Source organism: Streptococcus oralis (assembly GCF_021497945.1).
GTDB classification, from domain to species: Bacteria; Bacillota; Bacilli; order Lactobacillales; family Streptococcaceae; genus Streptococcus; species Streptococcus oralis_BR.
The window spans coordinates 535,791-556,012 of sequence record NZ_CP046524.1; the positions used below are offsets into that span (position 1 = coordinate 535,791).

23 protein-coding genes are annotated in these 20,222 nt (G+C 43.4%); 21 read left to right on the forward strand and 2 right to left on the reverse strand.

Going from position 1 to position 20,222, the window contains the following annotated elements:
- Positions 1–46 precede the first annotated feature (46 nt).
- The 6 genes from GOM47_RS02810 to GOM47_RS02835 all read left to right on the forward strand — a co-directional run bounded on the left by GOM47_RS02810 (position 47) and on the right by GOM47_RS02835 (position 7,154).
- A complete protein-coding gene (locus tag GOM47_RS02810; protein ID WP_235081272.1) occupies positions 47–2,383 on the forward strand; it encodes a cation-translocating P-type ATPase in 2,337 nt (778 codons plus the stop codon).
- Positions 2,384–2,484: 101 nt separating this feature from the next.
- Positions 2,485–3,162, forward strand: a complete 678-nt coding sequence (locus GOM47_RS02815; RefSeq protein WP_049505283.1) for a tRNA (adenine(22)-N(1))-methyltransferase — start codon at positions 2,485–2,487, stop codon at positions 3,160–3,162.
- On the forward strand, positions 3,149–3,946 hold the full coding sequence (locus GOM47_RS02820) for a Nif3-like dinuclear metal center hexameric protein (protein ID WP_049479536.1): 798 nt from the start codon (positions 3,149–3,151) through the stop codon (positions 3,944–3,946). Before GOM47_RS02815 ends, GOM47_RS02820 begins: the two co-directional genes overlap by 14 nt.
- Before the next feature lie 16 nt (positions 3,947–3,962).
- Entirely contained in the window at positions 3,963–5,066 is a 1,104-nt protein-coding gene (locus GOM47_RS02825; RefSeq protein ID WP_038805532.1) for an NAD(P)/FAD-dependent oxidoreductase, read from the forward strand.
- A 101-nt stretch (positions 5,067–5,167) separates the two neighbouring features.
- Complete coding sequence (gene galE, locus GOM47_RS02830) at positions 5,168–6,187, forward strand: UDP-glucose 4-epimerase GalE (RefSeq protein WP_001156556.1); 1,020 nt, start codon at positions 5,168–5,170, stop codon at positions 6,185–6,187.
- 1 nt (position 6,188) lies between these two features.
- Positions 6,189–7,154: a glycosyltransferase family 2 protein gene (locus GOM47_RS02835; protein ID WP_049479532.1), complete on the forward strand. Its 966-nt coding sequence runs from the start codon at positions 6,189–6,191 to the stop codon at positions 7,152–7,154.
- A 57-nt stretch (positions 7,155–7,211) separates the two neighbouring features.
- Here the strand turns inward: GOM47_RS02835 and GOM47_RS02840 are convergent, their stop codons facing one another.
- A complete protein-coding gene (locus GOM47_RS02840) occupies positions 7,212–7,409 on the reverse strand; it encodes a ferredoxin (protein ID WP_004235080.1) in 198 nt (65 codons plus the stop codon).
- Positions 7,410–7,454: 45 nt separating this feature from the next.
- On the opposite strand from GOM47_RS02840, the gene GOM47_RS02845 reads away from it, so the two are divergent.
- The 10 genes from GOM47_RS02845 (at position 7,455) to whiA (ending at position 14,517) form a co-directional block, all read left to right on the forward strand.
- Positions 7,455–7,964 (forward strand): SAG1386/EF1546 family surface-associated protein, encoded by a 510-nt coding sequence (locus GOM47_RS02845; protein ID WP_049479530.1) that lies wholly within the window; start codon positions 7,455–7,457, stop codon positions 7,962–7,964.
- Between the two features lie 9 nt (positions 7,965–7,973).
- Positions 7,974–8,648 (forward strand): (d)CMP kinase, encoded by a 675-nt coding sequence (gene cmk, locus GOM47_RS02850; protein ID WP_070657425.1) that lies wholly within the window; start codon positions 7,974–7,976, stop codon positions 8,646–8,648.
- Between the two features lie 118 nt (positions 8,649–8,766).
- Positions 8,767–9,273, forward strand: a complete 507-nt coding sequence (locus GOM47_RS02855) for a dihydrofolate reductase (protein ID WP_235080996.1) — start codon at positions 8,767–8,769, stop codon at positions 9,271–9,273.
- Positions 9,273–9,443 (forward strand): hypothetical protein, encoded by a 171-nt coding sequence (locus GOM47_RS02860; RefSeq protein ID WP_000442255.1) that lies wholly within the window; start codon positions 9,273–9,275, stop codon positions 9,441–9,443. The genes GOM47_RS02855 and GOM47_RS02860 overlap by 1 nt, the downstream gene beginning before the upstream one ends.
- Before the next feature lie 31 nt (positions 9,444–9,474).
- Complete coding sequence (gene clpX, locus GOM47_RS02865) at positions 9,475–10,707, forward strand: ATP-dependent Clp protease ATP-binding subunit ClpX (RefSeq protein ID WP_235080997.1); 1,233 nt, start codon at positions 9,475–9,477, stop codon at positions 10,705–10,707.
- 8 nt (positions 10,708–10,715) lie between these two features.
- Entirely contained in the window at positions 10,716–11,303 is a 588-nt protein-coding gene (gene yihA, locus GOM47_RS02870) for a ribosome biogenesis GTP-binding protein YihA/YsxC (RefSeq protein WP_000405203.1), read from the forward strand.
- Between the two features lie 9 nt (positions 11,304–11,312).
- Positions 11,313–11,693: a RidA family protein gene (locus GOM47_RS02875; protein WP_001140420.1), complete on the forward strand. Its 381-nt coding sequence runs from the start codon at positions 11,313–11,315 to the stop codon at positions 11,691–11,693.
- 51 nt (positions 11,694–11,744) lie between these two features.
- Entirely contained in the window at positions 11,745–12,635 is an 891-nt protein-coding gene (rapZ, locus tag GOM47_RS02880) for an RNase adapter RapZ (RefSeq protein WP_000163046.1), read from the forward strand.
- Positions 12,632–13,609: a YvcK family protein gene (locus GOM47_RS02885; RefSeq protein ID WP_200371063.1), complete on the forward strand. Its 978-nt coding sequence runs from the start codon at positions 12,632–12,634 to the stop codon at positions 13,607–13,609. Before rapZ ends, GOM47_RS02885 begins: the two co-directional genes overlap by 4 nt.
- Positions 13,606–14,517 carry a DNA-binding protein WhiA gene (gene whiA, locus GOM47_RS02890; protein WP_235080998.1) on the forward strand — a complete coding sequence of 304 codons (912 nt, stop codon included), beginning with the start codon at positions 13,606–13,608 and terminating at the stop codon, positions 14,515–14,517. The genes GOM47_RS02885 and whiA overlap by 4 nt, the downstream gene beginning before the upstream one ends.
- Before the next feature lie 32 nt (positions 14,518–14,549).
- On the opposite strand, the gene GOM47_RS02895 is transcribed toward whiA, so the two are convergent.
- A complete protein-coding gene (locus tag GOM47_RS02895; RefSeq protein WP_235080999.1) occupies positions 14,550–15,518 on the reverse strand; it encodes an NAD(P)/FAD-dependent oxidoreductase in 969 nt (322 codons plus the stop codon).
- 136 nt (positions 15,519–15,654) lie between these two features.
- On the opposite strand from GOM47_RS02895, the gene cdaA reads away from it, so the two are divergent.
- From cdaA to GOM47_RS02920, 5 genes are all read left to right on the forward strand, one after another.
- Entirely contained in the window at positions 15,655–16,512 is an 858-nt protein-coding gene (gene cdaA / locus GOM47_RS02900) for a diadenylate cyclase CdaA (protein ID WP_235081000.1), read from the forward strand.
- A complete protein-coding gene (locus GOM47_RS02905) occupies positions 16,499–17,296 on the forward strand; it encodes a YbbR-like domain-containing protein (protein ID WP_235081001.1) in 798 nt (265 codons plus the stop codon). The genes cdaA and GOM47_RS02905 overlap by 14 nt, the downstream gene beginning before the upstream one ends.
- Positions 17,297–17,325: 29 nt before the next feature.
- Positions 17,326–18,678 (forward strand): phosphoglucosamine mutase, encoded by a 1,353-nt coding sequence (gene glmM, locus GOM47_RS02910; RefSeq protein WP_235081002.1) that lies wholly within the window; start codon positions 17,326–17,328, stop codon positions 18,676–18,678.
- Between the two features lie 73 nt (positions 18,679–18,751).
- Entirely contained in the window at positions 18,752–19,126 is a 375-nt protein-coding gene (locus GOM47_RS02915) for a DUF1149 family protein (protein WP_001050092.1), read from the forward strand.
- Between the two features lie 2 nt (positions 19,127–19,128).
- Entirely contained in the window at positions 19,129–19,977 is an 849-nt protein-coding gene (locus GOM47_RS02920; RefSeq protein WP_235081003.1) for a DegV family protein, read from the forward strand.
- Positions 19,978–20,222 lie beyond the last annotated feature (245 nt).

The following is a 20,222-nucleotide window of genomic DNA, read 5'->3' on the forward strand; positions in this document are numbered from 1 at the left end:
TGGATGAGATTAGAATTCTGCTAGAAAAAATGATATGATAGAATTTATGGATAAAAATAAGATAATGGGATTAACCCAAAGAGAAGTCAAGGAAAGACTGGCTCAAGGTTTGGTCAATGACTTTACCGCATCAGCCAGTACCAGTACTTGGCAAATCATCAAACGAAATGTTTTTACACTTTTTAACGCGTTGAACTTTGCCATCGCTTTGGCGCTAGCTTTTGTGCAGGCTTGGAGCAATTTGGTCTTCTTTGCTGTTATTTGCTTTAACGCTTTTTCTGGAATTGTGACCGAGCTCCGTGCCAAACACATGGTGGACAAGCTCAATCTCATGACCAAGGAAAAGGTCAAAACCATCCGTGATGGCCAAGAAGTCGCTCTTAATCCAGAAGAATTGGTTCTAGGAGATGTGATTCGTCTGTCGGCTGGGGAGCAGATTCCTAGTGATGCGCGGGTTTTAGAAGGATTTGCGGAAGTCAATGAAGCCATGTTGACGGGTGAGAGTGATTTGGTGCAAAAAGAAGTGGATGCTCTGCTTTTGTCTGGGAGTTTCTTAGCCAGTGGATCAGTTTTGGCTCAAGTTCACCATGTCGGTGCAGAAAACTATGCTGCTAAGCTCATGCTGGAAGCTAAGACCGTAAAACCCATCAACTCTCGTATCATGAAATCGCTGGACAAGCTAGCTGGTTTTACTGGGAAAATTATCATTCCCTTTGGTCTGGCCCTCTTGCTAGAAGCCTTGATTTTAAAAGGCTTGCCTCTCAAGTCTTCTGTAGTGAATACTTCGACAGCACTTTTGGGTATGTTGCCCAAGGGAATCGCCCTTTTGACCATCACTTCGCTCTTGACTGCGGTGATTAAGCTGGGCTTGAAAAAGGTCTTGGTGCAGGAGATGTACTCTGTTGAGACCTTGGCGCGCGTAGACATGCTCTGTCTGGACAAGACGGGTACCATCACCCAAGGAAAGATGCAGGTGGAAGCCCTTCTTCCTTTGACCGAAGAGTATGGTGAGCATGCGATTGCCAGCATTTTGACCAGCTACATAGCCCATAGTGAGGATAAAAATCCAACAGCCCAGGCTATTCGCCAGCGTTTTGTGGGAGAAGTTGCTTATCCTATGATTTCCAATCTTCCCTTCTCTAGCGACCGCAAGTGGGGGGCTATGGAGTTGGAAGGTTTGGGAACTGTTTTCTTAGGAGCACCTGAGATGTTGCTAGAAAATGAAGTCCCTGAAGCTAGAGAGGCCTTGGAGCGAGGTTCTCGTGTCTTGGTCTTGGCCCTTAGTCAGGAAAAACTAGACCACCACAAGCCGCAAAGACCATCTGATATTCAAGCCTTGGCACTGCTGGAGATCTTGGATCCTATTCGAGAAGGAGCGGCTGAGACGCTAGACTATCTCCGTTCTCAAGAAGTGGGCCTCAAGATTATCTCTGGTGATAATCCGGTCACTGTATCCAGCATTGCCCAGAAAGCTGGATTTGCAGACTATCAAAGCTATGTTGATTGCTCAAAAATCTCCGATGAGGAATTGATGGCCATGGCGGAGGAGACTGCGATTTTCGGACGTGTTTCTCCTCATCAAAAGAAACTACTGATCCAAACCCTGAAAAAAGCGGGTCATACAACAGCTATGACAGGGGACGGTGTCAATGATATTCTGGCCCTTCGTGAAGCAGACTGTTCGATTGTAATGGCAGAAGGAGATCCGGCAACACGTCAGATTGCCAATCTGGTTCTCTTGAACTCAGACTTTAATGATGTTCCTGAGATTCTCTTTGAAGGTCGTCGTGTGGTCAATAACATTGCCCATATTGCACCGATTTTCTTGATAAAGACCATCTATTCTTTCTTGCTCGCAGTCATCTGTATCGCCAGTGCTCTTCTGGGACGGTCTGAATGGATCTTGATTTTCCCCTTCATTCCGATTCAGATTACCATGATCGACCAGTTCGTGGAAGGTTTCCCGCCATTCGTTCTGACTTTTGAGCGAAATATCAAGCCTGTTGAGCCAAATTTCCTCAGAAGATCCATGCTACGTGCCTTACCAAGTGCCCTTATGGTCGTCTTCAGCGTTCTTTTTGTCAAAATCTTTGGGGCTAGCCAAGGTTGGTCAGAGTTAGAAATCTCAACCCTACTTTATTATCTCCTTGGGTCTATCGGTTTCTTATCCGTATTTAGAGCCTGCATGCCATTTACTCTCTGGCGTGTCCTCTTGATTGTGTGGTCAGTAGGTGGTTTCCTAGCCACAGCTCTTTTCCCAAGGATTCAAAAACTGCTTGAAATATCAACCTTAACTGGACAAACATTCCCTGTTTACCTTGTCATGATGGCTGTCTTTACTGTGATTTTCATTCTAACCAGTCGTTACCAAGCCAGAAAATAAAGAAAGGCTGCAGTCTGTGGATTGCGGTCTTTTTAGGTGCAAGATTGCTAACTGAAATGTGGTATAATAGGATGGAACAGAGTTTTGGAAAGTGAGAGAAGATGATTTCAAAGAGATTAGAATTGGTGGCGTCCTTTGTGTCACAGGGGGCCGTTTTACTAGATGTGGGGAGTGACCATGCTTATCTGCCTATCGAGTTGGTCGAAAGAGGCCAAATTAAAAGTGCCATTGCAGGTGAGGTTGTGGAAGGCCCCTACCAGTCTGCGGTTAAAAATGTTGAGGCTCACGGCCTAAAGGAGAAAATCCAAGTTCGTTTAGCCAATGGCTTGGCAGCCTTTGAAGAGGAAGACCAAGTGTCGGTTATCACCATTGCTGGCATGGGTGGTCGTTTGATTGCTAGGATTTTAGAAGAGGGCTTGGACAAGTTAGCTAATGTAGAGCGTTTGATTCTCCAGCCAAATAATCGTGAAGACGACTTGCGCATCTGGCTACAAGACCACGGTTTTCAAATCGTAGCAGAAAGCATCCTAGAAGAAGCTGGCAAATTCTACGAGATTCTAGTTGTGGAAGTGGGACAAATGAAGCTATCAACCAGTGACCTTCGCTTTGGACCTTTCTTGTCCAAAGAGGTCAGTCCAGTATTTGTCCAAAAATGGCAAAAAGAAGCTACTAAGCTAGAGGTTGCTCTTGACCAAATCCCAGAGAAAAATCGAGAAGAACGTCAAGTTCTAGCTCATAAAATTCAAGCCATCAAGGAGGTGCTCCATGCTAGCAAGTGAAGTGATTAACGCATATGAAGCCTTTTGCCCTCAGGAATTTTCCATGGAGGGAGACAGTCGTGGCCTGCAAATCGGAACTCTAGACAAGGATATCCAAAGGGTCATGGTTGCTCTCGATATTCGTGAAGAGACGGTGGCTGAATCTATTGAAAAGGGTGTGGACTTGATTATCGTCAAGCACGCGCCTATCTTTCGTCCTATCAAGGACTTGGTAGCCAGCCGTCCGCAAAACCAGATTTACATTGATTTGATTAAGCATGACATTGCAGTTTATGTTAGCCATACCAATATTGATATTGTTGAGAACGGCCTCAATGATTGGTTCTGCCAAATGCTAGGTATCGAGGAAACGACTTATCTGCAGGAAACGGGCCCTGAACGTGGAATTGGTCGTATTGGGAATATTCAGCCTCAGCCTTTTGGGGTATTGGCCCAGCATGTCAAGCAAGTCTTTGGTCTAGATAGCCTTCGAATGGTGCATTATCAAGAAAGTGATTTGCAGAAGCCTATTTCAAGAGTGGCCATCTGTGGCGGTAGTGGTCAATCTTTCTATAAGGATGCTTTAGCTAAGGGGGCAGATGTCTACATTACTGGTGACATCTACTACCACACTGCCCAGGATATGTTGTCTGATGGCTTGTTGGCCTTGGACCCAGGTCACTATATAGAAGTGCTTTTTGTGGAAAGAGTCGCAGCACTTCTTACTCAATGGAAGGAAGAGAAAGGCTGGGACATTGATATTTTACCTAGTCAAGCATCGACCAATCCTTTCCACCATATCTAGTTAGAAAGTGAAAACAATGAAAAAAGTTGCTATTATCGGAGCAGGAATTGTGGGAGCAACAGCAGCCTACTACCTCTCACAAGAAAGTGACCTAGAGGTGATTGTTTTTGACCATGGACAAGGTCAAGCTACCAAGGCCGCGGCGGGAATTATCAGTCCTTGGTTTTCCAAACGTCGTAATAAAGCCTGGTACAAGATGGCACGCTTGGGGGCTGACTTTTATGTGGATTTGTTGGCTGATTTAGAAAAGTCTGGCCAGGAAATTGACTTTTACCAATGTTCGGGAGTTTTTCTCTTGAAAAAGGATGAATCCAAGCTAGAAGAACTCTATCAACTAGCCATAGAGCGAAGAGAAGAGTCTCCCTTGATAGGCCAGTTAGCCATTTTAGACCAAGCGTCTGCAAATGAGTTTTTTCCTGGTCTGCAAGCATTTGACCGCCTGCTCTATGCTTCTGGTGGAGCGAGAGTAGATGGTCAACTCTTAGTGACTCGTTTGCTAGAAGCTAGTCAGGTCAAACTGGTCAAAGAAAAAGTAACTCTGACACCTTTAGCATCAGGTTACCAGATTGACGAAGAGGTATTTGATCAGGTTATTTTGGCGACGGGAGCTTGGTTGGGACATCTGTTAGAGCCTTTAGGTTATGAAGTAGATATTCGTCCCCAAAAAGGACAACTCCGAGATTATCAACTTACCCAAGACATGGAAGCTTACCCTGTTGTCATGCCAGAAGGGGAGTGGGATTTAATTCCTTTTGCAGGCGGGAAATTGTCCCTAGGAGCTACTCATGAAAATGACATGGGATTTGACTTGACAGTGGATGAAAGCTTGCTCCAACAAATGGAGGATGCGGCCTTGCCTCACTATCCAGCCTTGGCAGGAGCGAAATCATCGGGTGAGCGTGTGGGAATCCGTGCCTACACCAGTGATTTCTCACCTTTCTTTGGACAGGTGCCAGGCTTAGCAGGTGTCTATGCGGCTAGTGGACTAGGTTCATCAGGCCTCACAACGGGTCCTATCATCGGTTACCATTTAGCTCAACTGATTCAAGACAAGGAGTTGACCTTGGACCCTCTAAACTACCCAATTGAAAACTATGTCAAACGAGTAAAAAGAGAATAGAATTTTACTGAAATTTTAGCCTCCCCTCTAGGATGGCAAATGACATTCCCTATCAAAAATGGTAAAATAAGAAAAAATAATCCGAGAATCGAGGAAAGAAGATGCAAGAAAAGATTTTGGTGACGGGTGGAGCAGGTTTTATCGGAACCCACACAGTTATTGAGTTAATCCAAGCAGGTCATCAGGTTGTTGTGGTGGATAACCTTGTCAACAGCAATCGAAAAAGTTTAGAAGTTGTTGAAAGAATTACAGGAGTTGAAGTGCCTTTCTATGAGGCAGATATCCGTGATACAGATACTCTTCGTGACATTTTCAAACAAGAAGAACCAACAGGAGTCATTCACTTTGCTGGCTTGAAGGCTGTCGGTGAATCTACCCGTATTCCTCTTGCCTACTATGACAACAATATCGCTGGAACTGTTAGTCTTTTGAAGGTCATGGAAGAAAACAACTGTAAAAACATTATTTTCAGTTCTTCTGCGACAGTTTACGGAGATCCTCATACAGTGCCAATCTTGGAAGATTTCCCACTTTCAGTGACCAATCCATATGGCCGCACTAAGCTTATGCTTGAGGAAATTTTGACGGATATTTACAAAGCAGACTCGGAATGGAATGTGGTCTTGCTTCGTTACTTTAACCCAATCGGAGCTCATGAAAGTGGAGACCTAGGAGAAAATCCAAACGGTATTCCAAACAATCTCTTGCCATATGTGACTCAAGTAGCCGTTGGAAAATTAGAGCAAGTGCAAGTGTTTGGAGACGATTACGATACAGAAGACGGAACTGGTGTTCGTGACTATATCCACGTTGTCGATTTGGCTAAAGGTCACGTCGCAGCTCTGAAAAAAATCCAAAAAGGTTCAGGCCTAAATGTTTATAACCTTGGAACAGGTAAAGGATATTCTGTTCTTGAAATTATCCAAAATATGGAAAAAGCAGTGGGACGTCCAATTCCTTACCGCATCGTAGACCGTCGCCCGGGGGATATCGCAGCCTGCTATTCAGATCCTGCAAAAGCCAAAGCAGAACTGGGCTGGGAAGCAGAACTCGACATCACCCAAATGTGTGAAGACGCATGGCGTTGGCAAAGCAAGCATCCAAATGGATTTGAAGACTAAGATGGTGATGTCAATCATTGTCCCCTGTTTAAACGAAGAGGAAGTACTTCCTCTTTTTTATCAGGCTTTGGAAGCTTTACTTCCAGATTTGGAAACAGAAATCGAGTATGTCTTTGTCGACGATGGATCAAGTGATGGGACTTTGGAACTTTTAAAGACCTATCGGGAGCAAAATCCGGCAGTTCATTATATTTCTTTCTCGCGAAATTTTGGCAAAGAAGCTGCTCTCTATGCAGGCTTGCAATATGCGACAGGGGATCTAGTGGTGGTGATGGATGCAGACCTCCAGGATCCTCCTGGTATGTTGCTTGAGATGAAAGTCTTACTAGACAAGAATGCGGATTTGGACTGTGTTGGGACCCGGAGAACTAGTAGGGAGGGAGAACCCTTCTTTCGCAGTTTCTGTGCTGATCTCTTTTATGGCTTCATGAAAAAAATTAGTCCAGTAGCCTTGCCGTCAGGTGTCCGTGATTTTCGCATGATGAGAAGATCTGTAGTGGATGCCATTTTAGCTTTGACCGAGTCCAATCGTTTTTCTAAAGGACTTTTTGCCTGGGTCGGTTTTAAAATCCACTATCTGGACTATCCAAATGTCGAAAGGCAGGCTGGCAAGACCAGTTGGAGTTTTAAGCAACTCTTTTTCTACTCTATTGAAGGGATTGTTAACTTTTCAGATTTTCCCTTGATTATCGCCTTTGTGGCAGGTCTCCTATCTTGTTTTATTTCTCTACTAATGACCTTTTTTGTTGTGGTTCGGACCCTCATTTTGGGCAATCCGACATCAGGTTGGACCTCTCTGATGGCTGTTATTCTCTTCCTTGGTGGGATTCAACTCTTGACCATTGGGATTCTTGGCAAGTATATTAGTAAGATTTATCTAGAGACTAAAAAAAGACCACTTTATCTCGTCAAAGAAAAAAGTGACCTTCCTGATTTTACAGAAAAAAATAAAGAGAAAAGACTATAATTTTGCATGGAAATATGCTAAACTAGAAGGAGTAGGACGTTCTTGTTGATATTAGAGTTAATCTTTAATCAAGGCACGTGTCGGACAGTTTCTAACAGCTTCTACGACGTCCTGACTAGGAGAGATTTCTTTTTCTAGTTGGTCAGGGTCATCGTAAAAACGCACGATTCCATTATCGTGGTAATCAAATAATTCAGAATAAGTTTGGCAAAGCCCACAGGCGATGCAACGTTCAGGTATAAGTGTGATTTTCATATTTATATTGTAATAAGAAAAGTAAAAAAAAACAAGGAGTAAGGTATGGCAAAAGAACCGTGGCAAGAAGATATTTACGAAAACAATGAGGAAGAAACAAGATCAGAGCGTCGACACCGGAAACAAAAAGGGAAAGGCGTTGTTGCCAATCGTGTCTTGACAGTTCTAGCTAGCCTCTTCTTTGTAATTGTTGTAGCGATGGTAGTTGTATTGATTTACCTATCAACCGGTGGAAGCAATCGTACTTCATCTTTGAAGGACTTCTATGATGCATCGTCTCCTTCTACAAGTTCAAGTTCTAAAGTGGAAGAATCATCATCTTCAAGTAGCAAGGTAGAGGAAACAGCTTCTTCTGAATCAACACCTTCACAGAGCAGTTCGGAAGAACATACTACAGAGGGTGAAGGAACACTTACAGTACAGCCTGGAGAGGGAGAAGCAGCTCTTGCTCAACGTGCAGGGATTTCCATTGCCCAGCTAGAAGCCCTAAATCCTTCTCACATGTCATCTGGATCTTGGTTTGCCAACCCAGGTGATGTGATTAAGACAAGATAGGAGTCAATCATGAAGACTATTCAAATTGCTATCGATGGCCCAGCTTCGAGTGGTAAGAGTACGGTCGCAAAGATTGTCGCTAAGGATTTTGGTTACACTTATCTGGATACAGGTGCTATGTACCGTGCTGCGACTTATATAGCGCTCAAGCATCAGTTGGATGCAGGAAATGTAGACCAACTTCTTGAGCTTCTTAACCAACACCCCATTAGTTTTGGTCGTTCAGAAACAGGTGAGCAACTTGTTTTTGTAGGGGATGTTGAGATTACTCATCCGATTCGTGAAAATGAAGTAACCAACAAGGTTTCAAGCATTTCTGCCATTCCTGAAGTGCGTGAGAAACTGGTTTCGCTCCAGCAAGAGATTGCTCAGCAAGGTGGTATCGTCATGGATGGGCGTGATATCGGGACAGTTGTTTTACCACAAGCTGAACTCAAGATTTTCCTAGTGGCTTCTGTTGAAGAAAGAGCAGAGCGTCGTTACAAGGAAAATATTGCTAAAGGGATTGAAACAGACCTTGAAACGCTGAAAGAAGAGATTGCTGCGCGTGACTACAAGGATAGTCATCGTGAAACCTCACCTCTCAAGCAGGCTGAGGATGCGGTTTACCTTGACACAACTGGACTGAGTATCCAAGAAGTGGTCGAAAAAATCGAATCAGAAGCAAAAAAATATATGTCCTAGGGACGAGAGGAGCATGCTTAATGAAGCCTGCTCCTTTTCTCTCTTTTGCGCGCGTTTCAAAACAGCCTTTTTGGGAGAATTTTGATAAAATAGAACTATCAATGAAAAGGATGAAAGCATGACAAAGAAAATCGTAGCCATTTGGGCTCAAGATGAAAAGGGTGTAATCGGAAAAGATGAGCGTCTTCCTTGGCATTTGCCAGCAGAGTTGAAACATTTTAAAGAAACAACCTTGAATCATGCCATTTTAATGGGGCGTGTCACCTTTGATGGAATGGGACGACGTTTACTTCCAGGACGTGAAACCCTGATTTTGACGCGTAATCCCGAAGAGTCAATTGATGGTGCTTTGGTTTTCCAAAATGTTGAGGATGTTTTAGACTGGTATCATCATCAGGATAAAAATCTATACATCCTTGGTGGCAAGCAGATTTTTCAGCTTTTTGAATCCTATCTGGATGAGATCATTGTGACACAAATTCATGCTCAAGTTGAAGGGGATACCTATTTCCCAGCAGATTTTGACTTGACTGCTTTTGAGACCGTTACAAGTAAATCTTATAGCAAAGATGAAAAAAATGCCTATGATTTTACCATTGAATATAGAAAGAGAAAGGAAGTCTAATGGAGCGTAGTATTTTTGGATTTTTTACAGCTCTTTTGTGTGCTGTCTGTCTTGTAGCTGGAACACACGCTTTTCGTAAAAAGCGCTTTGGACTTGCTACTCTGCTTTGGCTTAATGCCTTTACAAACTTGGTGAATAGCATTCATGCTTTTTATATGACCTTATTTTAGATATAAAGAATAGTTAGAACGGAAGGGAATCATGCCTACAAATAGGAAAAATGATATGATGGTTTATTGCTCATTTTGTGGCAAAAGCCAAGAAGAAGTTAAAAAAATAATCGCTGGGAACAATGCCTTTATCTGTAATGAATGTGTGGAGTTGGCCCAGGAAATTATTCGTGAGGAGTTGGCTGAGGAAGTTTTGGCGGACTTGTCTGAGGTACCAAAACCAATCGAACTCCTAAATATTTTGAACCACTATGTGATCGGTCAAGATCGTGCCAAACGTGCTTTGGCAGTGGCTGTATATAACCACTACAAACGCATCAATTTCCATGACACTCGTGAAGAGACTGAAGATGTTGATTTGCAAAAGTCAAACATTCTAATGATTGGCCCAACTGGATCAGGGAAGACTTTCCTTGCTCAAACTCTTGCTAGAAGTTTGAATGTACCATTTGCTATTGCTGATGCAACGGCATTGACGGAAGCTGGTTATGTTGGTGAGGACGTTGAAAATATCCTCCTCAAACTCTTGCAGGCAGCTGACTTTAACATTGAACGTGCAGAACGTGGGATTATCTACGTCGATGAGATTGATAAGATTGCTAAGAAGAGCGAGAATGTTTCTATTACACGTGATGTTTCTGGTGAAGGTGTGCAACAAGCCCTCCTCAAGATTATCGAAGGTACAGTAGCAAGTGTTCCTCCACAAGGTGGACGCAAACATCCACAACAAGAGATGATTCAGGTGGATACTAAAAACATCCTCTTCATCGTGGGTGGTGCTTTTGATGGCATCGAAGAAATTGTCAAACAGCGTCTTGGTGAAAAAGTTATCGGTTTCGGACAAAACAACAAGGCAATTGACGAAAAGAGCTCATACATGCAAGAAATCATTGCAGAAGATATTCAGAAATTCGGTATTATTCCTGAATTAATTGGACGCTTGCCTGTCTTTGCAGCCTTGGAGCAGTTGACAGTGGATGACTTGGTTCGCATTTTGAAAGAGCCAAGAAATGCCTTGGTCAAACAATACCAGACCTTGCTTTCTTATGATGATGTTGAGTTGGAATTTGACGACGAAGCTCTTCAGGAAATCGCCAATAAGGCTATTGAACGCAAAACTGGTGCGCGTGGTCTTCGCTCAATCATCGAAGAAACCATGCTAGACGTTATGTTTGAAGTGCCAAGTCAAGAAAATGTGAAATTGGTCCGCATCACAAAAGAAGCTGTTGATGGAACGGAAAAACCCATTCTAGAAACAGCCTAGAGGTGACTATGGAAATCAATACACACAATGCTGAAATCCTGCTCAGTGCGGCAAACAAGTCCCACTATCCGCAGGATGAACTGCCAGAGATTGCCCTTGCAGGGCGTTCAAATGTCGGCAAGTCTAGCTTTATCAACACCATGTTGAACCGCAAAAATCTTGCTCGTACATCAGGAAAACCTGGGAAGACCCAGTTACTCAACTTCTTCAACATTGATGACAAGATGCGTTTTGTGGATGTACCAGGTTATGGCTATGCCCGCGTTTCTAAAAAGGAACGTGAAAAATGGGGGCGCATGATTGAGGAGTACCTAACGACTCGGGAAAATCTCCGTGCGGTTGTCAGTTTGGTGGATCTCCGCCACGACCCGTCAGCAGATGATGTGCAGATGTACGAATTTCTCAAGTATTATGAGATTCCGGTTATCATCGTTGCGACCAAGGCGGACAAGATTCCTCGCGGTAAGTGGAACAAGCACGAATCAGCAATCAAAAAGAAATTAAACTTTGACCCAAGTGACGACTTCATCCTCTTTTCATCTGTCAGCAAGGCAGGGATGGATCAGGCTTGGGATGCAATATTAGAAAAATTGTGAGGGAAAGAAATGGCAAAAACAATTCATACAGACAAAGCTCCAAAAGCAATCGGACCATATGTTCAAGGGAAAATCGTTGGCAATCTTTTGTTTGCTAGCGGTCAAGTTCCCCTATCTCCTGAAACTGGAGAAATTGTAGGAGAAACGATCCAAGAACAGACAGAACAAGTCTTGAAAAATATCGGCGCTATTTTGGCAGAAGCAGGAACAGACTTTGACCATGTTGTTAAAACAACTTGCTTCTTGAGCGATATGAATGACTTTGTTCCTTTTAACGAGGTTTACCAGACTGCCTTTAAAGAGGAATTTCCAGCTCGTTCAGCTGTAGAGGTTGCACGTCTTCCTCGTGATGTAAAAGTCGAAATTGAAGTGATCGCAGAGATTGGATAAGCTAGTTGAAGTTTGGCTCTGCCAAACTTTTTTTGATATAAGGAGAGATAGATGACAAAGAAACAACTTCACCTGGTGATTGTGACAGGGATGAGTGGCGCAGGGAAAACAGTAGCCATTCAGTCCTTCGAGGATTTGGGATATTTCACTATTGACAATATGCCACCAGCCCTCTTGCCAAAGTTTTTGCAGTTGGTAGAGACCAAGGATGATGACCACAAACTGGCCTTGGTTGTGGACATGCGGAGCCGTTCCTTCTTTTCAGAGATTCAGGCAGTTTTGGATGAATTGGAAAACCAAGATGATTTGGATTTCAAAATTCTCTTTTTGGATGCAAAAGATAAGGAATTGGTGGCCCGTTACAAGGAAACCAGACGGAGTCACCCTCTAGCAGCGGATGGTCGGATTTTGGACGGCATCAAGCTGGAGCGCGAGCTCTTGGCACCTTTGAAAAACATGAGCCAAAATGTGGTGGATACGACAGAACTTACTCCGCGTGAACTTCGTAAAACCATTGCTGAGCAATTTTCGGACCAAGAACAAGCCCAGTCTTTCCGTATCGAAGTCATGTCTTTTGGATTCAAGTATGGTATTCCTATCGATGCAGACTTGGTCTTTGATGTCCGTTTCTTACCAAACCCATACTACCTCCCTGAACTCCGTAATCAGACAGGTGAGGATCAAGCAGTTTATGACTATGTGATGAATCATGAAGAGTCTGAAAGTTTCTATCAGCACTTACTCGCCTTGATTGAACCCATTTTGCCAAGTTACAAAAAAGAAGGCAAGTCTGTTTTAACCATCGCAGTAGGTTGTACAGGTGGACAACACCGTAGTGTTGCCTTTGCCAAACGAATCGCTGAGGACCTTGCTAAAAACTGGCCTGTCAATGAAAGCCATCGTGACAAAGACAGAAGAAAGGAAACGGTAAACCGTTCATGAGAAAACCAAAGATAACGGTAATTGGTGGAGGAACAGGTATCCCCGTCATTTTGAAAAGCTTGCGAGAAAAGGATGTTGATATCGCAGCCATCGTAACGGTAGCTGATGATGGTGGCTCTTCTGGTGAACTAAGAAAGAATATCCAACAACTGACACCACCAGGCGATCTTCGCAATGTTCTGGTAGCCATGTCGGATATGCCTAAATTTTATGAGAAGGTTTTTCAGTACCGCTTTTCAGAAGAGGCTGGAGCTTTTGCGGGTCATCCGCTAGGAAATATCATCATAGCAGGGCTTTCTGAAATGCAAGGATCTACCTACAATGCTATGCAATTACTCAGTAAATTCTTTCACACAACAGGAAAGATCTACCCCTCAAGCGATCATCCTTTGACACTGCATGCAGTCTTTAAAGACGGTTCTGAGGTGGCAGGTGAGAGCCACATTGCTGATCATCCAGGCATGATCGACCATGTCTATGTGACCAATACCTTGGATGATGAAACACCGCAAGCCAGCCGTCGAGTAGTCAATACCATTCTCGAGAGTGACATGATTGTCTTGGGGCCTGGTTCCCTCTTTACATCGATTTTGCCCAATATTGTCATCGAGGAGATTGGACAGGCACTCTTGGAGACCAAGGCGGAGATCGCCTATGTCTGCAATATCATGACCCAGCGTGGGGAAACAGAGCACTTTTCAGACAGTGACCACGTGGAAGTCCTCCATCGACACTTAGGTCGGCCATTTATTGATACGGTCTTGGTTAATATCGAAAAGGTTCCTAGAGAATACATGGATACCAACCGTTTTGATGAATATTTGGTTCAGGTAGAGCATGATTTTGCTGGTCTTTGCAAGCAGGTCCCTCGTGTGATTTCATCCAACTTCCTTCGTTTGGAAAATGGAGGAGCCTTCCATGATGGCGATTTGATTGTAGATGAATTGATGCGCATTATACAGGTGAGAAAATGAGTTTTACAGTTGCAGTAAAAGAAGAAATTCTTGGTCAACATCATCTCAGCCGTCATGAATTGTCTGCCATTATCAAGATGTCTGGCAGTATCGGTCTCTCGACTTCAGGCTTGACCTTGTCAGTTGTAACTGAAAATGCCAAGTTAGCTCGGCACCTTTATGAGTCCTTTCTCCATTTTTATGATATCAAGTCAGAGATTCGTCACCATCAGAGAAGCAATCTTCGTAAGAATCGTGTCTATACGGTCTATACAGATGAGAGGGTGCAGGAGCTTTTAGCTGATTTGCGGCTTGCAGATTCCTTCTTTGGTTTGGAGACAGGTATCGATCCCGATATTTTAGCAGATGAAGAAGCTGGTCGTGCTTACTTATGTGGGGCCTTTCTGGCAAATGGTAGCATCCGAGATCCGGAGTCTGGCAAGTACCAGTTGGAGATCAGTTCCGTTTATCTGGACCATGCCCAAGGGTTGGCCTCTCTTCTTCAGCAGTTTTTGCTGGACGCCAAGGTCATTGAGCGCAGGAAAGGTGCGGTTACCTATCTTCAGCGGGCAGAGGACATCATGGATTTCTTGATCGTGATTGGGGCCATGCAGGCGCGTGATAATTTTGAGCGCGTCAAGATTTTGCGTGAAACCCGTAACGACCTCAATCGCGCCAATAACGCTGAAACAGCCAATATCGCTCGGACAGTTTCTGCCAGCATGAAGACTATCAATAATATCAGTAAAATCAAAGATAGAATGGGTTTGGAAAATTTACCAGTGGATTTGCAGGAGGTGGCTCGCTTACGGATCCAGCACCCAGACTACTCTATCCAGCAGTTGGCGGATAGCCTGAGCAATCCCCTAACCAAAAGTGGCGTCAATCACAGACTCAGAAAGATAAATAAATTAGCGGAAGAACTATAAAACCACGAATCAGTTGATTCGTGGTTCTTTTCTTATAAACTGGTCGAGTGTTTGGGTTGCACTTTTTGTTCTGGGTCAATGTAGTTGATGGCATTGTTAACAGCTGTTGGAGCTTCCCCCAGTCCTGTCGCAATCAAATCAATCTTACCGTCATAGTAGCAACAGTCGCCGATAGCATAGATGCCTGCTTGGCTAGACTCTTGTTTGCTATTGACGATAATCTTGTGGCGGTTGAGATCCAGACCCCAATTTTTAAGATTGCCAACAGATGATTTGAAACCATAGTTGACAAAGAGATGGTCTACCTCAATCGTTTCGGTTTCATCTGATTTGACTTTGGTGATTTCTAGTTTGTCGAGTGTTTTACCATCTCCAAGGAGTTGGCTAGGGACGAACGGTGTCTTGATGGTCACAGATGATTCTTGCAGAGCTTGCACACTATGTTCCAAGGCGCGGAAATTATCTCTGCGGTGAACGAGAGTGGTTGGGGAAATCTTTTCAAAAGCCAGAGCCCAGTCTACTGCTGAGTCCCCACCACCAAGGATGGTCACTTTCTTGCCAGCGTATTGCTGAATGTTGGAAACGTGGTAGTGGATATTTTCATAGTCCTCAACGTTCTCCAATTCGAGTGGACGCGGTTTAAAGGCACCGCCCCCCATAGCAATGATGACTGTTTTGGTCAGGTGGCTTCCCTTATTAGTAGTGATGGTAAATCCTTGATCTTGTTTCTTGATTTCAAGAACAGTTTCGTTGAGGTGAACAGGTGTTTCAAAGCCGTTTAGCTGTTCAATCAAGCGATTGGTCAATTCTTCCCCGGTTAAGTTTGGAAAACCTGGCACATCAAGGATTTGCTTCTCAGGGTAGAGGATGGCTGGCTGGCCACCTAGCTGGGGAAGGGAGTCGATGATTTGGACTTTAGCTTGGCGTAGGTGGGCGTAAAAGGCAGCAAAGAGCCCGACAGGACCGCCACCGACAATGGTAATATCATAGAGTTTAGACATGATTTCTCCTTCGTTTATTCTAATCAGTTTATTTTATCATATTTTTGCTTAATTTAAAATGAGGTAGGATAGGGAAAAAATGGGCAAAAAATGGTATAATGGTACAGAAAGTGTTTTGACAGGGAGGAGGCCAGGGATGAATTTTCAACAATTATCCAATTTGCAATACTGGACGAGTTTGTTTTCAAGTCCTTGGACAATAGTCACCAATCTGATTGATATTCTCATTGTGACTTATATTTTATATCATTTTACCAAAGCGATTGCAGGGACCAAAATCATGATATTGGTTCGTGGAGTCTTGATCTTTATTTTAGGTCAGATTCTGTCCAATATGATTGGTTTGACGACCATTTCCTGGTTGATCAATCAGATCATCACTTATGGGGTTATCGCAGCAGTAGTTATTTTTTCACCAGAGATTCGAACTGGTTTGGAACGATTGGGCCGGGCTACGGATTTCTTCTACAATGCCCCTATTAGTGCGGAAGAGCAAATGGTTCGTGCCTTTGTCAAATCAGTCGAGTACATGAGCCCCCGTAAGATTGGTGCTCTGGTAGCAGTGCAACGCGTGAGAACCTTGCAGGAATATATCTCGACTGGGATTCCTCTGGATGCTAAGATTTCCTCTGAGTTATTGATTAATATCTTTATCCCCAATACTCCCTTGCACGATGGTGCGGTCATTGTCAGAGAAGATCGGATTGCCGTAACTTCAGCCTACCTACCCCTGACTGAAAATACAGGAATTTCCAAGGAGTTTGGGACACGTCACAGGGCAGCGATTGGTTTGTCGGAAGTATCAGATGCTCTTACCTTTGTGGTTTCAGAGGAAACAGGCGGTATCTCAATCACCTATAATGGAGTCTTTAAGCATGATTTGACCCTGGAAGAGTTTGAATCGGAGTTAAGAAGAATCTTGCTTCCAAAATCCGAGAAAAAACAAGGTCTGAAAGAGCGTTTGCTAGGAGGATTGAAACATGAGAAAAAATAGTCTTTATATTATTTCTTCCTTCTTTTTCGCCTGCATCCTCTTTATCTATGCGACTTCAACAAACTATCAGAATAGCAACAGTGCCAGACAGGTGAGGACAGAAACCTATACCAATACAGTCCTTAATGTCCCAATCGATATTCAGTACGACAGCGATCAGTATTTTATCAGTGGTTTTACATCTGAAGTGACGGTCTTTCTGACAGGGTCAAACAGAGTTGCTTTGGCGAGCGAAATGCAGGAAAGCACTCGGAAATTCAAGGTCAAAGCTGACTTAACCAATGCCAGTGTAGGAACCATCGAAGTTCCTCTAACCATTGAAAATTTACCGAGTGGTTTGACGGCTGTTGCAACTCCGCAAAAGATAACAGTGAAGGTTGGTAAAAAAGCAAAACGAGATAATGTAATCGTTGTGCCGGAGATTGACCCTAGCCAGATTGATTCTCGTGTGAAAATTGATACAGTGACTGTGTCAGATGAAAAAGTAACGGTTATTAGTGACGAGGAAACTCTCTCTAGAGTAGATCGTGTCATTGCTATCTTGCCAACGAGTGAACGGATAACAGGTAACTACTCAGCCTCTGTTTCACTACAAGCGGTTGATAAAAATGGAAATGTCTTACCAAGCGTCATTATGCCATTTGACACTACAATGAAAATTACAACCAAAACAGTATCGTCTAGCTCGAGTTCCTCGTCAACGACCTCGTCAACGGGCTCTTCAACCAGCAGTTCGTCTTCAACGAGTTCAGAAACGAAACCAGACTCGTCTAAACAGGACTAAATAAAACAGTAGAAAAGGATGATAAAAAAATGGGTAAATATTTTGGGACCGATGGAGTCCGTGGAGAAGCAAACGTAGAACTGACGCCAGAATTGGCCTTTAAACTGGGACGTTTTGGTGGTTATGTTCTTAGCCAACACGAAACAGAAGCCCCTAAAGTTTTTGTAGGACGTGATACACGTATCTCAGGAGAAATGTTAGAATCAGCTTTAGTGGCAGGTCTCCTCTCTGTAGGGATTCACGTATACAAACTCGGTGTTCTTGCAACACCAGCAGTAGCTTACTTGGTCAAAACTGAGGGAGCCAGTGCAGGTGTCATGATTTCCGCTAGTCACAACCCAGCCCTTGATAATGGAATTAAATTCTTTGGTGGGGATGGCTTCAAACTTGATGATGAAAAAGAAGCAGAAATCGAAGCCTTGCTAGATGCTACAGAAGACACCCTGCCTCGACCAAGTGCCGAAGGCTTGGGAACCTTAGTGGACTATCCAGAAGGTTTACGTAAGTATGAAGGCTACCTTGTTTCAACTGGAACTCCTCTTGAAGGAATGAAAGTGGCCTTGGACACAGCAAACGGTGCAGCGTCTACGAGTGCTCGTCAAATCTTTGCAGACCTTGGGGCTCAAATAACTGTTATTGGTGAGACACCAGATGGTCTTAACATCAACTTGAATGTGGGTTCTACACATCCAGAAGCTCTTCAAGAAGTGGTCAAAGAAAGCCAGTCAGCTATTGGTTTGGCCTTTGACGGAGATAGTGACCGTTTGATTGCTGTTGATGAAAATGGCGATATCGTCGATGGTGATAAGATCATGTACATCATCGGAAAATACCTTTCTGAAAAAGGCCAGTTGGCCCAAAACACCATCGTGACAACGGTTATGTCTAACCTTGGTTTCCATAAGGCCTTGGAGAGTGCTGGCATTAATAAGGAAGTCACTGCAGTTGGTGACCGCTATGTCGTTGAAGAAATGAGAAAATCAGGCTACAACCTTGGTGGTGAACAGTCTGGCCACGTTATCTTAATGGATTACAACACTACTGGTGATGGTCAATTATCAGCTGTCCAATTGACTAAAATCATGAAAGAAACAGGTAAGAGTTTGTCTCAATTGGCATCAGAAGTGACGATTTACCCACAAAAACTGGTCAATATCCGAGTGGAAAATGCTATGAAAGAGAAAGCTATGGAAGTGCCAGCCATTAAAACGATCATCGAAAAGATGGAAGAAGAAATGGCAGGGAACGGTCGTATCCTTGTCCGCCCAAGTGGTACCGAGCCTCTCTTGCGCGTCATGGCAGAAGCTCCTACGACAGAAGAAGTTAACTACTACGTAGATACGATTGCTGCTGTTGTTAAAGATGAAATCGGAATTGACTAAAGCCTAGAAAACTAGATGAAATGATAAAAATGTGGTACAATTGCATAGTAAATTGTAGCAATGGGAGAGAAAAATGAATCTTAAACGAGAACAAGAATTTGTTAGCCAGTATCACTTTGATGCTCGTAACTTTGAATGGGAAAATGAAAATGGAGCTCCTGAAACCAAGGTAGATGTGAACTTTCAGTTGCTCCAACATGACCAAGAAAACCAAGTAACTTCGCTTGTTGTTATCTTGAGCTTCATGATTGTCTTTGACAAATTTGTCATCAGCGGAACGATTTCCCAAGTCAACCATGTGGAAGGTCGCATTGTCAACGAACCAAGCGAATTTAACCAAGAAGAAGTCGAAACCTTGGCTCGTCCATGTTTGAACATGCTCAATCGTTTGACGTATGAAGTAACAGAAATCGCCTTGGATCTTCCAGGGATCAATTTGGAGTTTTAGTCATGAAATTAGCTGTCATTACAGATTCTTCAGCCTATTTAGAGGAGAAGACGCTGCAAAGAGAGAATCTTTTTATCTTGGATATTCCTGTCAATATCGATGGAGAGGAGTATGTTGAAGGTGTCAATCTGACAGCTGAGGAATTTTATCAAAAAATGGCTCAGTCTGCAGAATTGCCTAAAACCAGTCAACCAAGTATTGCCAAATTGGATGAGATTCTAAGTTCCTTGAAAGATGAAGGCTATACCCATGTCTTGGGACTCTTTCTTTCGTCAGGAATTTCAGGCTTTTATCAGAACATCCAATACATGTTGGATGAGTATGATGGCTTGACCATTGCCTTTCCAGATACCCATATCACAAGTTCCCCTCTAGGATTTATGGTGGAGAGTGCCTTTGCATGGGCAGAACAAGGTGATGATTTTGCCCAGATTCAGGAGAAGTTGGGGATTCAAATTGCTGATAATTCAGCCTTTATCATAGTAGATGACCTCGATCACTTGGTTAAAGGAGGACGTTTGTCAAATGGGGCTGCTATTTTAGGGAATCTCCTTAGTATCAAGCCTATTCTTTACTTCAATGACCAAGGGGTGATTGAAGTTTACGAAAAAGTTCGTACAGAAAAGAAGGCAATCAAACGTTTGGTGGAAATCATCAAGGAGTTGACAAAAGATGGGAACTACCGTATAACAGTCATCCATGGCAATGCTCCTCAAAAGGCAGTGGATTTGCGCCAGCTTTTGATGGAGAGTGGTGTGACTTCTGAGATTCCAATTAATACCTTTGGGAGTGTCATTGGGACCCACCTTGGAGAAGGTAGTATCGCCTTGAGCTATACACCAATCGTCTAAATTGTTCTTACAAGCTTTGTATCTTAGCAATTGAACACGGCCTACCTGCCTCTTGAAAAAAGATGCCTGTCTTGCCTTTCGTAGAAAGTCAGCGCCATTCCTTATTTTTCATGGGCAGCTAACGTCCTTTGTATCTTGATAATTGAACACGCCTGGAACCCTGTGTGAAAAAGATAGTTCTTCCAAGGAGTAGACAATCCTTGATCAAAACTCCTATTTTCACTTTGTGTTCTTGCAGGCTTTGT